The 17,085-nt window shown below is 66.4% G+C and carries 4 protein-coding genes; 3 read left to right on the top strand and 1 reads right to left on the bottom strand.

Annotated elements, in window-relative coordinates:
* The first annotated feature begins 40 nt into the window (after positions 1-40).
* The 3 genes from ACAG21_RS22690 to ACAG21_RS22680 all read left to right on the top strand — a co-directional run bounded on the left by ACAG21_RS22690 (position 41) and on the right by ACAG21_RS22680 (position 15,898).
* Entirely contained in the window at positions 41-1,561 is a 1,521-nt protein-coding gene (locus ACAG21_RS22690; protein ID WP_370498518.1) for a PfaD family polyunsaturated fatty acid/polyketide biosynthesis protein, read from the top strand.
* A 646-nt stretch (positions 1,562-2,207) separates the two neighbouring features.
* On the top strand, positions 2,208-8,522 hold the full coding sequence (locus ACAG21_RS22685) for an SDR family NAD(P)-dependent oxidoreductase (protein WP_370498517.1): 6,315 nt from the start codon (positions 2,208-2,210) through the stop codon (positions 8,520-8,522).
* Between the two features lie 5 nt (positions 8,523-8,527).
* Positions 8,528-15,898: a beta-ketoacyl synthase N-terminal-like domain-containing protein gene (locus ACAG21_RS22680; RefSeq protein ID WP_370498516.1), complete on the top strand. Its 7,371-nt coding sequence runs from the start codon at positions 8,528-8,530 to the stop codon at positions 15,896-15,898.
* On the opposite strand, the gene ACAG21_RS22675 is transcribed toward ACAG21_RS22680, so the two are convergent.
* Positions 15,892-17,061, bottom strand: coding sequence for a permease (locus ACAG21_RS22675; RefSeq protein ID WP_370498515.1), 1,170 nt, complete (start codon positions 17,059-17,061; stop codon positions 15,892-15,894). The two genes, ACAG21_RS22680 and ACAG21_RS22675, sit on opposite strands and share 7 nt — an antisense overlap.
* Positions 17,062-17,085 lie beyond the last annotated feature (24 nt).

The raw sequence follows: 17,085 nt of genomic DNA, 5'->3' as shown, positions 1-17,085 counted from the left end.
CGCATTCGCGCCGCAAGATATCGCTCACATCCTCCAGTACGTGCGCCACCCGGTCCACGTCGTCCGCGAGGACGCCTCCGGCCAGCTGGGCCTGGCGATGGGCGGCGAGCTGGTCGGCGCCGGTGCGTCCGACATATCACTGATGGGGACGCTGCCCCCGATCTATCCGGAATGGCTCGGCGACCGCGAGTTCTGCGAGGCGCACGGGATCCGCTTCCCCTATGTCACCGGCGCCATGGCCAATGGGATCGCCACTCCCGCACTCGTGGTGGCCATGGCGGAGGCCGGGATGCTGGGCTTCTTCGGCGCGGGCGGTCTCTCCTTCGCCGCCGTCGAACGAGGGCTGGCCGAGATTCAGGCGAGGCTGGCCGGCAGACCACTTGCCTGGGGCGCCAACCTGATCCACTCGCCCAACGAGGTTGCGCTCGAGGGACGGGTCGCCGAGCTGTTCATCGAACGGGGCGTCCGCGTCGTCGAGGCCTCGGCGTTCATGAAGCTGACCCCCGCGGTCGTGCACTACGCCCTCTCGGGCTTGTCGACCGACCCGGCCGGCGCGATCGTTCGCAAGAACCACGTAATGGCCAAGATCTCGCGTCCCGAGGTCGCCCGCCTGTTCATGGAGCCCGCGCCCGCGGCGTTGGTGTCGGCGCTCGTAGCGTCCGGCAAGCTGACTCAGCGGGAAGCCGAGCTCGCCCAGCATGTACCGGTGGCCGAAGACATCACGGTCGAGGCCGACAGCGGCGGGCACACCGACAACCGCCCGCTGCCGGCGTTGTTCTCCGAAATCGTGCTGCTGCGCGACAAGCTGGCACAGCTGCGAGGCCTGGCCACCCGGATCCGTGTGGGGGCCGCAGGGGGTCTTGGAACACCACAGTCCGTCGCGGGCGCGTTCGCGATGGGCGCCGCCTACGTACTGACCGGCTCGGTCAACCAGTCGTGCACCGAGTCGGGCCTCTCGCCGCACGCCCGCGGCATGCTGGCCAAGGCCGGAGTGGCCGACGTGATGATGGCCCCGGCGTCCGACATGTTCGAGATGGGGGTGAACCTGCAGGTCCTCAAGCGTGGTGCGATGTTCGGCCCCCGGGCCAAGAAGCTCTACGAGTGGTACGCGGCCAACCCCAACCTGAGTGCCGTCGTGGACAAGCACGGAGCGGAGCTGGAAAAGATCCTCGGCAAGAGTGTCGGGGAGGTCTGGGCCGAGACACATCAGTACTGGGAGCAGCGCGACCCCGCGGTGCTTGAACTCGCGACCCGAGACTCGAAATATCAGATGGGGCTGGTCTTCCGCTGGTACCTCGGCAAATCAAGCCGGTGGGCGATCGACGGGCAACCGGATCGGGTCCTGGACTACCAGATCTGGTGCGGCCCCTCGATGGGAGCCTTCAACAGCTGGGTGGCGGGTAGCTACCTCGAGGATGCTGAGCAGCGCAAAGTCGACCAGGTGGCGCTGAATCTGCTCGAGGGCGCCACCCACATCAGCCGCGCCCATCAGGCGCGCAAATGTGGCGTGCCCGTTCCGGCGGATGCGTTCAATTACACCCCGCGGCCGCTTTCTTTGTAGGCATCGTCGGCGTCCGGCGGACAAAAAGCTGAATGATTTCGCATGGCGACCAACTGGGCCGGCGTTGGCGGAATTGTGATGCCGCTGACGTGCGGTTAGCGCATTGGTGATCCGATAATTCCGCTGGGCCGACCCGCATTCGGCACGCACCAGAACTGACACGGTTTATTCAAGTGCCGCAAAACGCGGCGGAACTCGGACAATATCCAATCATTTCCTGTTACTCGCCAGTAACTGCGAACTGACACATTTGGAGACGCCCGAATTGCACGCCGCCGACCGCTGCAGCGACGCAAGCGCACGTCTTAGCAAAGCTCGCCGGGTGTGTTTACGCCTGCGCGCGGGGGCTGTTGCGGCGGCGACCGTATGAACGGTGTACCGCACCGGAAATTGCTGGCAGAAGCGCCCGCACCACGCACAACCGGCTATGTCAACCCAGGAAACCGTTGGTCACTAGCGGCCTCGAATGTCGGTCAAACGGTATTGACAGTTCGTCAGTACAAGAGGCGCGGTTCTGATATGGTCCCCGCGAGCGCTCGGCCTGTCTGGGGGGACAGGTCAATGCAGCAAAACCCGGACGATCAATCTTCGGCGTGCCGCAAGTAAACACTCGATGTTGCTCGTCTAGCCAATGCAAAGGTGATCGATGGCATCCAAGCACCCCCCTGTTGCGGTTGTTGGCGTCAGCGCGCTGTTTCCCGGGTCGCCCGAAGCCGAGCGCTTCTGGCGCAACATCATCGGCGGCGTCGACCTGTTCTCCGAGGTCCCCGAGTCGCACTGGCGCATTGACGACTACTACCACCCCGATCCGCATATGCCGGACAAGGTATACGCGCGTCGCGGCGGATTCTTGCCCGATGTCGACTTTTCACCAATGGATTTCGGCATTCCGCCGAATGTTTTGCCCGCAACCGATACCGCCCAGCTGCTCGCACTGCGGGTCGCGCAACAAGTTTTAGAGGACGCCGCGGGGGGTGATTTTTCTCACATCGATCGCGAGCGGATCAGCGTCATCCTCGGCGCCTCCGGCGGCACGGAGCTGATCACCTACATCAGCGGCCGTCTGCACCGGCCGGTCTGGGAGCGAGGACTGCGCGCTGCCGGTCTGTCGGAACCCGAGGTGGCGGCGTTCAGCGAACGCGTGACGTCGAACTACGCGAACTGGCAGGAGAACACCTTCCCCGGGCTGCTCGGCAACGTGATCGCCGGGCGGATCGCGAACCGCTTCGATCTCGGCGGTACCAACTGCGTGATCGACGCGGCGTGTGCCAGCTCGCTGGCGGCACTCGAAGCCGGGCTGCACGAGCTGTACCTCCGCGAATCAGACATGGTGCTCGCCGGCGGGGTCGACGCCTTCAACGACATCTTCATGTACATGTGCTTCGCCAAGGTGACGGCGCTGTCGGCCAGTGGCGACTGCCGCCCCTTCTCCGACCAGTCCGACGGCACGATGCTGGGCGAAGGGCTGTCCATGTTCGCGCTTAAGCGTCTCGACGACGCCGAGCGCGACGGCGACCGGATCTACGCGGTGATCCGGGGCATCGGCACCTCCTCGGACGGCCGGGCAAAGAGCATCTACGCACCCAGCCCCGCGGGTCAGGCGAAAGCCCTTCGGCGCGCCTACGAGGCCGCGGGCTACGGCCCGGAAACGGTCGGGCTCGTCGAAGCGCACGGCACCGGGACCAAAGCCGGGGACGCCGCCGAGTTCGAAGCGTTGCGGGAAGTCTTCAACGCGTCGGGGCGCGAGGATCGGCAGTGGTGCGCTCTCGGCTCGGTCAAGTCCCAGATCGGGCACACCAAGGGTGCGGCCGGCGCGGGTGGGCTGTTCAAGGTGGTGATGGCGCTACATCACAAGGCCTTGCCGCCGACGATCAAGGTCGACCGTCCGAACCCCGCACTCGCGATCGAACAGTCGCCGTTCTACCTGTCCACCCAGGCCAAGCCATGGCTGGCCGACAGCGGCGTGCCGCGGCGCGCGTCGGTCAGCTCGTTCGGCTTCGGCGGCACCAACTTTCACGTCGCCGTCGAGGAGTACACGGGCACCGGAAAGCGTGCATATCGGTTCCGCTCCTGGGATTGCGAACTGGTCGTGCTCGGCGCGCCTTCCGCGGCGGCGCTCTCCGGGCAAGCGGCTGCACTGTCCGCGTCGCTGGTCGAGGATCCGGACATGCTCAGCTGGATCGCGCGCAGCACGCAAGCCGCGTACAACGCCGCGCAGCCGCACCGCCTGGCCGTCGTCGCCGACAGTGTTGAGACCTTGCAGACGATGCTCGACGAAGTCGCCGCGAAGCTCGGCGCGGCGGATGTCCCGTCGTCGTTCGCTTCGCCGAGAGGCTACTTCTACTCGGCGCAGCGACCCGGGCCCGTCGCATTGCTATTCCCGGGCCAGGGCAGCCAGTACGTCGGCATGGGCGCCGACCTGCCGCAGCTCCATGAGCCTGCGTTGGCGGCATGGGAGTGTGCGCGAGCTGACCGGTTGAATGCCGATCGCGATCTGCACGACGTCGTCTGGCCGAAGACGGCATTCACCGATGACGAGCGCGCGCGGCAGTCCGCCGAGCTGACGAAAACCGAATGGGCACAACCGGGCATTGGCGCGCACAGTCTGAGTCTGCTCTCGGTGATTCACTCGCTGGGCATCGCACCCGTTGCCGTCGGTGGTCACAGCTTCGGCGAAGTCACCGCGCTGTGTGCCGCAGGCGTTTTCAGCGGCGAGGTGGCGCTGCAGATCGCGCGTAAGCGCGGTGAGCTGATGGCCGAAGCGGCCACTAACAGCGACGGCGCGATGTGTGCGGTGACCGCGCCCGTCGAGCAGGTCCGCCAACTGATCGGGGAGTGGGGGCTCCCGGTTGTCATCGCGAACCACAATGCTCCCAATCAGGCTGTGCTGTCAGGAAATAGCACCGCGATCGACCACGCGGCGCAGCGGTTCGCCGCGGCGGGCATCAACGCCCGACGTCTGGATGTCGCCACCGCATTCCATTCCGACATCGTCAGCCCGGCTGCGGTTCCGTTCGGTTCCTTCCTGGCCGGTGTCGCGTTCGGCATGCCCGAGGTGCCCGTCTACGCCAATGCGACGGCGCAGCCGTATGCCGGTGACGCGCAACAGATGCGGACCACGCTCGCCAACCAGATCGCTCAGCCGGTGCGGTTCGTCGAGCAGATTCAGGCAATGTGGCGCGCCGGTGCGCGCACCTTCGTCGAGGTCGGCCCCGGCGGCGTGCTGACAAATCTCGTCGGCAAGTGCCTTGCCGGCGAGGAGCACTCTGCGGTGGCACTGGATACCAAGGGCCGCAACGGTATTCGATCGCTGTGGATCGGATTGGCCCAACTCGTCGCCGCCGGAGTTCCGATGAATTTCGAGGGGCTGTGGGCCGACTATCGCATCGGTGACGATCCGCGTAACCGCGAAAAGCCGAAGCTGACGCTGAAGATCAATGGTTCCAACTATGGAAGGCCGCCAATCAGCGACGAGCTGGTGCGGCGGCCGTCCGATATCGAAACAATCCTCGACCGCAGTGGCCGCAGCAACGGGCACAGGAGCGAATCGGAGTCCACATTCATGCCATCTGAATCCATTACCCCCTTCGTCCACATCAACCGCACGCCGTCTGCGGTTCCGCCACCGGCGCCGGTTGCCCCGACGGTGATGCCGGCCGCTCCCGCGGCCGCGCTCAACGGTCATGCCGCGAGCAATGGCAATGGTCATGCCCACCTCGGTGCCTCCGCGACTGCCGTGATCGCTGCGCCGGTGACGGAGGCGGCTCCTGCGCCGGTGGCGGCTTCTGCACACTTAGCGGCACCCGTGCTGAGTGCCGAAGCGGTGACGGAGATGATCGCAGCGGTAGGAACGCTGCGGGACGCCTTCGACAGTCTGCAACGCGTTTTGCAAGGTCTCGTGGCCCCGTCAGCGGTAGCCGCGCCCCCCGCCCCAATTCCCGTCATTGCCAACGGAACTCCGGTGGTGGCCCCGGCCGCTCCGGTGGCTCCAGTGGTGGCTCCGGTGGCGGTGCCTGCGCCGACTTCGGGGGTGGATTTGGTGGGTGAGATGTTGGCGGTGGTGGCGGAGAAGACGGGTTATCCCGTTGAGATGCTTGATTTGTCGATGGCGTTGGAGGCGGATTTGGGCATCGATTCGATTAAGCGGGTGGAGATTTTGTCGGGGGTGCAGGAGCGGGTTCCGGTGTTGCCTGATGTGGAGACTGCGGCGATGGGGGCGTTGGGGACGTTGCAGGAGATTGTGGATTATTTGCAGTCGCTGATGTCCCCGGCGGTCCCGACGGCTCCGGCTGTTGCGCCTGCGCCGGTGGCTCCGGTGGCTCCGGTGGCGGTGCCTGCGCCGACTTCGGGGGTGGATTTGGTGGGTGAGATGTTGGCGGTGGTGGCGGAGAAGACGGGTTATCCCGTTGAGATGCTTGATTTGTCGATGGCGTTGGAGGCGGATTTGGGCATCGATTCGATTAAGCGGGTGGAGATTTTGTCGGGGGTGCAGGAGCGGGTTCCGGTGTTGCCTGATGTGGAGACTGCGGCGATGGGGGCGTTGGGGACGTTGCAGGAGATCGTGGATTATCTGCAGTCGCTGCTGGCCCCCGTCGCCCACACGGGCGCCCCACCGATGCCTGCACCACCGCCGGCCCCCGCCATCCCCAACGGCGCCGTGGCGGGTGACCGCCTCCCTTTTGAGTTAGCCGGAGTAGCGATTGCGCGCCACGCGGTGCGCGCAATCGCTGCTCCGGCAAGCGGAATGGCGATGCCGGGCCTCTACAGCGCCAGCAACGTAGAGATTGTCGCTACTGCATCGGGCGTCGGTGAGGCCCTGGCCGCCATCCTGCGCACGCACGGGATCAGCGCCACCACCGTGACCGAACCGAGCGCCAATGCCGAGGCCGTGATCCACCTCGGCGGGCTGCAGCAGACAACCAGCCGGGCGGACCTGCTGACGCTTAACCGCGTGGTCTTCGCCGATGCCCAACGCGTCGCCGCGCAATTTGAAGAGCACGGCGGCGTCTTCGTCACCGTTGCGGACACCGGCGGCACCTTCGGTCTGCTCACCGAGCCGGGCTCGCGCGCATGGGCCGCCGGCATCAGCGCCCTGGCCAAGACAGCCGCGCAGGAATGGCCAACAGCACAAGTCAAGGCCATCGACATCGCGGCCGCACAGCTTGGCCCGATCGCCATCGCCGAGCACGTCGCGCACGAGATATTGGCGGGCGGGGCCGAACTGGAAGTCGGTCTGGGCAGCACGCACGGACGAGTCACGGTGGTCGCCGACCCGGCGCCGGTGGCCACCCACACCCGTCGCATCGACCAGCATGACGTCATTGTCGTGTCGGGTGGCGGCCGCGGTGTGACCGCCGCGTCCGTGATCGCCCTGGCCGAACAGACACGGGCCAGCTTCGTGCTGATCGGGCGCACCGAACTCGGCGACGAACCAGCCGCCGTGCAGGGGCTGACATCTGACGCCGAGCTCAAGCGAGCATTGCTGACTCGCGCTGCGGCACAAGGACTTAAGCTCACGCCCAAACAGCTGGAACAGCAGGTGCAGCGCATTCTGGCCGATCGTGAGGTGCGCGCCACGCTTGCGGCCCTGTCCGCCGCCGGCTCCCGGGTCCGCTACGCCACGGCCGATGTGCGCGATGCGTCTCAACTCGGTGTGCTGCTCGACAACGTGCGCGCCGACTTCGGGCCCATCACCGGGTTGGTCCACGGCGCCGGTGTATTGGCCGACGCGCCTTTGCGCAAGAAGACCCTGGACGGGTACGACCGTGTCTTCGAGACGAAGGTCGGCGGTCTGTGTGCCCTGCTCGATGCGACAGCCGGTGACCCGCTGAAGCTGGTGTGCCTGTTCTCTTCGGTGGCAGCGCGCAGCGGCAACGTCGGCCAAAGCGACTACGCCATGGCCAACGAGATCCTCAACAAGGTTGCCCTGGCCGAACAGGCGCGCCGCGGCCCCGGCTGTCTGGTTCGCGCATTGGGCTGGGGCCCTTGGGATTCCGGTATGGTGACGCCGGGTCTCAAGGCGATGTTCGAGTCCCGGGGTATCTCGTTGATCCCGCTTGCCGACGGTGCCCACGCATTCGTCTCCGACGTGCTGGACGCGCAGACGGCTAGTCCGGAGGTGATCCTCGGAGACGGCGTATTGGCAGGTGTGCCAACCCATCCGGTGTCCGCGCAGGGCCGGGTCGCACGTGTGGTGGCCCATGCCGCACGCCAGCCGTATCTGGCCGACCACCGCATCCAGGGCAACGTGGTCCTGCCCATCGTCCAGGCGCTGGAATGGTTTGTGCGGATGGCGCAGGCATGCCGGCCCGGCCAGCGGGTGGATCGCGTAGTCGACCTGCGGGTGCTGCGGGGCGTGACGCTGTCCGAGTTCGAGCAACGCGGGGACGCACTGCTGGTGCGTTGCGGGTCGATTGACGGTCACCCACACCGGCTGGCGTGTACGTTGTCCGACGCGTCCGGATCGACCGCCTACTATTCCGCGACGCTCGAATTGGGCCGGGGCTCAACGGCGGTACCGACCCTCGCCAGCGCGCCGGCCGGCGGTAAACAGCTCAATCGCGATACCTGTTACACCAACGGTGCGCTCTTCCACGGACCGGCCTTCCAGGTCCTCGAAAGCGTCGACTGCCAGACGTCGTCCGCCACGGCCCCCTTGTCCGGACTGACGGTGGCGGGTTGGGCGGGCGAAGGCTGGGCGACCGATCCGGCCGCGCTCGACGGCTGCCTGCAAGCGGCACTGGTGTGGAGCTTTGAACAGCTCGGGGCCAAGGTGCTGCCGCTGCGGGTCGGCGAGATCGTGCGCTACCGAGCTGGTGCGCTCGGTGCTGGGTTGCGTTGCGTGCTGTCCAATGGCGTGGCGAACAGCAGCCGGGCCGTCTGCGACCTTGACCTCGTTGACGCAGACAATCACGTGGTCGCCAGCATCAAACGGCTTGAGATGTACCCGTACGGCAGCTGATCGTCTTGAAATTTGAACCCATCGCGATCGTCGGCCAGGGCTGCGTACTGCCCGGCGGCCTGAGTCCCGACGGGTTGTGGGACACGGTGCGTGCGGGCCGCGACGCGCTCGGCTCGGCGCAGCCCGGCTATTGGGGCGTATCGGCGGAGCACATCCTGCGCGACCCGAAGAACTCCGCATTCCTGGACCACACCTGGTCGGACCGCGGTGGCTATGTGCGCGGCTTCGATCAGGCCTACGCGCCTGGGGACCTACTCCTGGACGCCAAGGCGCTCGAGGGTCTCGATCCGCTGTACCTCTGGGCCATCGAGGCGGCCCGGCAGGCCATTGTGGGCGCGGGCTGGCGTGCCGGTGAAGTCCCGGGCTCGGCCGGGGTGGTCCTCGGAAACTTGAGCTATCCGACCAAGACGATGACGGACCTGGCCGAAAAAGTCTGGCGCGCAGCAGCACACAGGATCGACTGGCGTAACCGGTTCATGTCCGGCCTGCCCGCTCATCTCGTCTCGAACGCGCTCGGCCTTACCGGGGGCGCCACCGCTCTGGACGCGGCGTGCGCTTCATCGCTGTACGCCATCAAGCTCGCCTGCGACCGGCTGCACGACCGCACCGCGGATGTGATGCTGGCCGGCGGCGTCAACGGGGCCAGCGATTTGCTGTTACACGTCGGCTTCAGCGCGCTGCAGGCGCTGAGCCGGTCCGGCAGGTCGCGTCCGTTCCATCAGGACGCCGACGGTCTGGTGCCGGCCGAAGGCGCGGCGATTCTGGTGCTGCGCAGACTGGAGGACGCGCTCGCCGACGGTGACACCATATGGGGCGTCATCAGGGCGGTCGGCCTCAGCAACGACGGCCGCGGACACGGTCTGTTGGTGCCCTCGCAACAGGGGCAAGAACGCGCGATGCGACTCGCCTACGAGATGGCCGAGCTTGAGCCGCAAGACATCTCCCTGATCGAGTGCCATGCCACCGGAACCGCACGGGGCGATCTGACCGAATTGATGAGCATGGCAAGCATTTTCGACGGAATGACGAACGTGCCGATCGGATCGCTGAAATCCAATCTCGGCCACTCCATCACGGCATCCGGCGCTGCGGGAGCCATCAAGGTGCTCGCGGCGATGCGGGCGCGAGTACGTCCGCCGACACTGCACGCCGACGACCCGCTGCCGTTTATCGCCGACTCGCCGTTCCGACTGCTCACCGAAGCCGAAACCTGGCATTGTGTCGGGCCGCGCCGCGCCGCGATCAACAACTTCGGCTTCGGCGGCAACAACGCCCATCTGCTGCTCGAAGAATGGGTCGAACCTGCCAACAAACACCTCGCCCGTCCGCAACGTCCGGTGACCGCGACCGCGGTCGACGCTGACATCGCGATCGTCGGGCTGGGACTGCTCGTAGGCGATGGGCACGAAACCCTTTCGGTAGCTGATCATCTGGTGAAGAACCAGCCGATTGTCCACCGCGACGACAGCGGTGCGGTACGGGCGCGGATGTCTGAGGTTTGCCTCGATCTTACTCAGACACGTTTCCCCCCAACCGATCTCAAGCAAACATTGCCTCAGCAAATCGCCCTTCTCGGTGCGGCGATGAATGTCGGCGGTCTGATCAAGGATCTCCCGCCGGACAGCACGAGCGTTATCGTCGGGATGGGCTGCGACGCCGAGGTGGCCCGACTCGGGGTGCGTTGGCGGCTGGCCGGCGAGATCGATGACCCGGATCTGCTGGCGACGGCGCGCGACGCCGTGGTGCAAGGATGGACCGCCGCCGGAGTGGTCGGCGCCATGCCCAACATTGTGGCCAACCGGTTGAACAGCCAATTCGACCTGCGCGGACCGAGTTTCACGGTGTCTCGCGAGGAGCTTTCCGGCACCACGGCACTGGAGATGGCCGCGCGCGCACTGCGGGCCGGCGAGATCGACGCGGCAGTGGTGGGGGCGGTGGACCTCAGCTGCGAACCCGTGCACGAAGCGGCGGCCCGGGAGCTGCTGGGAACCGGTGCGCAGATACCCGGTGATGCCGCCGTCGTGCTGGTTCTCAAACGCGCCGACGACGCACGCCGTGATGACGACACGGTTCTGGCCACTGTGCCCGCGGGGCGGCGACCGAACGGCGATTGCCTTCGGTTGGGCACCGCACCCGGCGCAACGGACCTCTCGCCCCTACTCGGGCACGCCCACGCCGCATCCGGGCTGTTGCACGTCGCCGCCGGTGTGCTCTACGGCTTTCTCGGCGTGCGTCCCGACGGCACGCAATGGTCGTCGCAGCGGCGAGAAATCGTCATCGCCCTCGACGCGCTGGCCGGCCAGGAACAGCAAATCGTGCTGGTGGCACCGCCGGTCGACCAGCATGACGCCGGCGCGCTCGACGCACACCGGACCGAGACGGGATCCGGGTCGGGGAAGTCGACGTGGCTGCGATTTCCCGGTCATCTTCCCGACATTCTGCTACCGGAAAATGTTGTTGACGTAGAACGGGATTCACGCTTGATCAAAGGGAAGCAGCGCATGGCAACACACCTCCCGGTTCCGCCGGCTTTGCCTAAGGCGCAGCAGGCATTGGTGCGGGTGCCGCTCGGCACGGCCCTGACCGCGCGGACGCCGCCGGAGCCGCTGGTGGTTGCCTACGACTTCGACACGCGCCCGCCCGCCACCGCAGACAGCGCGCGCAACGGCTCTGCCCACAACGAGGCCACATCCACTGTGCACAGTGGCGACGTCGTCTCGAAACCATTGGCGCCCAACGAGGTCGACCAGCTGCCCCTTGCCGGTGCCTGCAGAGCGGTTCAACCGGTTCGGCCGGCGGACAAGCATGTTCCGGTGCCCACACCCAAGCGCGCGCCGGTCGGTCTCGCGCTCGACAAGGACGGCCTGCGGGTGCACGCGTCGGGGAAGATCTCCGATATCTATGGCCAGGCGTTCGCGCCGCAAGACAACTACCTTCGTCAGGTCCGGATGCCGGAACCGCCGCTGCTGCTGGCGGATCGCCTCCTGGGCATCGACGCCGAGCCGGGCCGCAACGGCACCGGAACCCTGTGGACCGAAACCGATGTCACCTCCGATGCGTGGTATCTGCATCAGGGCCGGATGCCCGCGGGCGTCATGATCGAAGCCGGGCAGGCCGACCTGATGCTCGTCTCATGGATGGGCGCCGACTTCGCCAACAAGGGTGATCGGGTGTACCGCCTGCTGGGCTGTGAGGTGACCTACCTGGGCGGCCTACCCGAAATCGGGGACACGCTACGGTTCGACATCCACGTCGACGGCCACGCCCGTCAAGGCGACATCCGTATCTTCTTCTTTCACTACGACTGCACGATCGACGGTGTCGAGCGCATGTCGATGCGCAACGGCCAGGCCGGATTCTTCTCCGACCAGGAGCTGGCCTCCTCCGGCGGAATCCTCTGGCGTCCCGAGGATGAGACCGTCGACGGTCCGATGGAACCGACGCCGTCGCAAACCTCGCGGACCTCGCTGACCCGTGCCGATCTGGAGGCGATGTCGGGCGGTGAGATTTGGCGCACATTCGGCCAGGGGTTCGAACGCGCGGCCAGCCACACGCGCACGCCCAGCATCGGCGGCGGCGACATGTTGTTCGTCGACGAGGTCGTCCAGCTGGATCTATCCGGTGGCCCGTGGGGGCGCGGCTACCTGCGGGCGGTCGCATACATCGACCCCGAAAAGTGGTACTTCGCAGGACATTTCAAGAACGACCCGTGTATGCCAGGCACGCTCATGTTCGAAGCGACCATGCAGACCATGGCGATCTACATGACCGCGCTCGGGATGACGCTGGAATGCGACGGTTGGCGCTTCGAACCCGTGCCGTTCGAGACCTACAAGTTGTCGTGCCGAGGGCAGGTCACACCGCAATCGCGGGAACTGGTCTACGAGGTGTTCGTACGTGAGGTGCTCGCCGGGCCCGAGCCGACGCTGTTCGCCGACCTGCTGTGCACCGTCGACGGGTTGCCGGCGTTTCACTGCCGCCGGATGGGTCTGAAGCTGTCGCCCGGCTGGCCGATGGACCTGGGCGTCAAGGAGTTGGTCGGATACGTCGAACCCGCACCCGTCGCCGAAGTCGACGGCTTCCGGTTCGACTACCAAGCGATGCTGGCAAGCGCTATCGCCAAGCCTTCTTTGGCGTTCGGCCCGCTGTTCGAGAAGTTCGACTCCCATCGCAAGGTGGCCAGGTTGCCCGGCCCGCCTTACCACTTCATGTCCAGGGTCACCGAGCTGGCCGGTGAGATCGGGGTTGTGAAAGCCGGTGCGCAAGTCGTCGTGGAGTACGAAGTCCCCAGCGATGCTTGGTATTTCGCGGTGAACGGGACGCCGACGATGCCCAACGCGGTGCTGATGGAGGTCGCCCTGCAGCCCTGCGGCTGGCTGGCCAGCTACGTCGGCTGCCCGTTGAACAGCGAGAAGGATCTTTACTTCCGCAACCTCGATGGCACCGGTAGACAGCACCGCGAGGTGACACCGTCGACCGGAACCCTGCGGACCAAGGTCTGTTTGAAGAGCATCGCCCAGGCGGGCGGGACCATCATCGTGACCTTCGACGGTCAGATTCACGCCGACGAGGGGTCCGTCTACACCTTCGACACGGTGTTCGGATACTTCGGTCGCGAAGCGTTGCAACAGCAGGTGGGGCTCCCGGTTACCGACGAGCAGCGCGCCATCGCGCAGCGCCCATGCGACGCACCGGTCATCGACCTTTCCGCGCGTCCGCACGAGTTCTTCGGCCCCGGAGCGCGGTTGGCCGATCCGATGCTGTTGATGATCGACCGCGTGACGGGACGATGGCTGACCGACGGTGAGGCCGGCCTCGGCCGGTGGCGCGCCGTCAAGGACGTCGACCCGGCGGAATGGTATTTCAAGGCCCACTTCTATCAGGATCCGGTGCAGCCCGGTTCGTTGGGCATCGAAATGATGCTGCAGCTCCTGCAATTCGCGATGCTGGACCACGGGCTGGGCAAAGAGGCGGGACCGTCGGCACGTTTCGAGCCGGTGGCGCTGGGCGATGCGATCACCTGGCGCTATCGCGGACAGATCGTGCCGACGAACAAGCAGATCTCCTCCGAGCTCGAGATCACCCGCATCGCCCGCGACGACGAGGGCATTCTGGCCGTCGCCGACGCCTCGCTATGGGTGGACGGTAAACGGATCTACACCGCGACCAACCTCGGCATGCGCATCACACGCCGTGTGCCGCAAGGGCAATCGGAAACGCAGCTCGGCTCGACGACGTCACCCGCCTTGCCCGCCACGCCCACGGCCCCGCCGGCTTCGACGCCGCGGGCCACGACGGTGGAGACGACCATCGATCCCGCCACCGACAGCTGGATCACCGACCACTGTCCGACGTATGTCATTCCGTCACTGCCGATGATGTCGGTGCTGGATCTGCTGGCGCAGGCGGTCAGCCGCGCCGCCGGCACGGCCAAAGTGGTCGAGGTCACCGACTTGCGGGTGCTTCGCTGGATCATCGTCGATTCACCCAAGCGGCTGCGGGCCATCGTCGAGCCCGTCGGACCCGGACGTTTCGAGGGCCGGCTCGAAGTGTGGCGAGACGCCCCGAAAGCGGCGTTGTCGCGCTGGGAGACTCACGCCCACGCCACGATCGTCACCGCGGAGCAGTACGCCGGTGCACCGGCAGCTCCGGCCCCGCTGACCGCAGCGGTGCCCTTCGCCACCCCGTATGCCAGCAGTGCGGTGTTCCACGGCCCCGCATTCGCCACGCTGACCGACGGGGCCCGGATAGGACGCAACGGGTCGTCCGGGACGCTTGCGGTGCAACGGTGCAAGGTTCCGGCGGGCCTGCAGCAGCCGGGACTCCTCGACGGTGCGCTGCACATCGTTCCCCACGCCGCGATGAGCGTATGGACCACGGACAGTTGTGCGGTCGAGTCGTATGCGGACGCGGCGGACCCGACCGTCGCATTTCCGAGCCGGATCGTCTGGGCGCGGTTCTTTCGCGACGCCCCCACCGAGGGCACCGTGGACGTGGAATCCCGATTCGTCGGTTTCGACGACGACGACGCCCGCTTGCCGGTCATCGATCTGTGGTTGAGCGCCGGCGGCGAGCCGTGGGCCCACCTCCGGCTCGTCGAAATCCTGCTGTCCAAGGGACCGCTCGCCCGGGCCGGGGGCTTGCAGCGCCGCGCGTTCCTGGCCGAACGCCGGGCGGTGCCCGCGATGTCGCTGAGCGAGCGGCTCGACGATGGCGTGGTCACGCTCGATTCGGTCCGCGCGGCAACGCTGGACTGGTTCAAGGGCACCCTGCATGCCGTGTATCGCACTGACAGTCAAGGGGATTCGCTACTCGTCGACATTGCCGCCAAGGAAGCGGTCGCCGATGCCGCGCACAACGCCATACACCCCTGCCAGGTTCTGGTTGCCGAGGGGCAGGTGAGCTGCCCGGCGCTGCCGCTGGAGCGCATCCGGATCGAGATCGAGCAACCGCGCCAGCGGGTGTGCCGCGCCAGCGCGTCGTTGCAGACCGATTGGCGACCGGTGCGCGACTGGTGGGCCGCCACGCTCGGGATGCAGCGCGACGGTTTCGCAGATGTGCTCCACGGGGCCCTGCTGTCACGTTATGTCCGGCATGTCATCGTCGTGGACCCGCCGGCGATGGCGGCGATTCGGGGTCGCCCGGCCCTGCTGCTGGGCAACCACCAGGTGCAGATCGAATCGCTGTTGGGCACCACGATCGCGTCGTGGCTGACCGGCACGCAGGTGGTGCCGATCGCGCATGCCAAACACGAAAACCGTTGGATCGGTGAGCTGTTGCGGTTGCTCGACGCTGTGGCGGGCAAGCGGCTGCGCACCATCAGATACTTCGATCAGCAGAACCCGCAGCAGTTCCTGCACCTGGTCGAGGAAGTCAAGCGCGATATCAACGCCCGCGCCGTGTCGACGTTGGTGCACGCCGACGGGACTCGCCATGTCCGCTCCGGTCAGCGCGTCGAGCGGCTGACTTCCACCCTGCTGGACATGGCGATCGAGATGTCACTGCCGATCGTGCCGGTGTACTTCGCCGGGGGTTTGCCCGAGGATTCGGTGCGTCACAAGCTCGAAGTGCCGTATCGCCAGGCCGCGCAGGACTACATCTTCGGCCGGCCGATCATGCCGGAGCAGCTGAGTGCATCGCCGTACGCGCACCGACGGCGTCTCGTCATCGACGCCATCAACGAACTCGCTCCGTTCAGCGATGCGCCCAACCCGCCAAACCCGGCCGTGGAGAACCGCATTGCGGCCGCCGCCCCCGGTGCATCGCCCCTGGAGTCGGTATGGGCCTGCATCGAGGACGCCCTGGATTCCGTTGGCGTGAATTGGCGCGACATGATCAGCACCGAGCAATGGACGGCGGCGCTGGCGCGTCAGTGATGGTGACCGTCGGCCGCCTCGGGGGAGCCGCCCATCATCCGTACCATCGGCATTCCCCCGGACGTGACGAACCGGACGATCAGCACCGCCGCGATGACGAGAAAGACGATGTTGAGCCAGCTGGTGTAGTTCCACGAGATCGACGCTTCCATCACCGTGGCGTTACGCTCGGCCGGTATGAGGTTCGTTGTGCCGAACAGCAATTCGACGAGATACCCGGCCCCGACCATCGAGGCGTAGAAGGTGCCGAGCAAGGTCAGCATCATTGCGGTGCCGTAGTACTTCCGATAGATGTTCAAGATCGGCAGGATCAACAGGTCGGCGTAAATGAAGGCGATGACGCCGCCGAAGCTGATGCCGCCGTTCCACAGCACCGCGGCCAGCGGCACGTTGCCGATCGAGCACACGAAAGACACCATCGCCACGACCGGCCCGACGATCGGGCCCCACACCGCGGCCCAGCCGGGGTCGTCGGCCAAGAAGAAACCTCGCCAGAAGGTTTCGGGCACCCACGCCGCGATGGCGCCGGCGATCAACAGACCCAGCACCAGGTCCCGCAGGATCGCCAGCCATTCCATGACAAACACGTGCGACACCGACGTGAAGCCTTCCGCGGAAAACAGGCGCTGGGTGAATGAACCGTCCCTCTTGATGGACATGTCCATGGCGGCGTGTCCTTCCATCGATCCGGCGATGCCGCGCTCGGCCTGCTCGCGCGCGGCGGCGACGAGGCGGGACCGGACGAACAGCCGGAACAGGACAGCCAGGATGATGATCATCAGCGGGCCGCCGACGAACTCGGCGGCGGTGAACTGCCAGCCCATCAGCAGCGCCAGGATGATGCCCAACTCGACGACCAGGTTGGTGGAGCCGATCTCGAACGCCATGGCCGCGGTGAAATGCGCACCCTTGCGGAACAACGACCGGGCCAGGGCGACCGCCGCATACGAGCACGACGACGATGCCGCCCCCAAGCCGGCCGCTATCGCCAGGGTGCGCGGACGATCGTCGCCCAGCAGCGCCACGATCGTCGAGCGCCGCACCACCGCCTGCACCACCGCCGACAGCACGAAGCCGAGAATCAGCGCCCATAAGATCTCCCAGGTCATCGACCCGGCCAGCGCCAGGGCGTGCTCGATTGCTGCCAGCGCCTTGCCTGTCATGGGCCGCTTCCTCTCGTCGGTGTC

The organism is Mycobacterium sp. pR1184 (genome assembly GCF_041287235.1).
GTDB lineage: Bacteria > Actinomycetota > Actinomycetes > Mycobacteriales > Mycobacteriaceae > Mycobacterium.
This window is presented reverse-complemented; position numbering and strand designations above follow the sequence as displayed.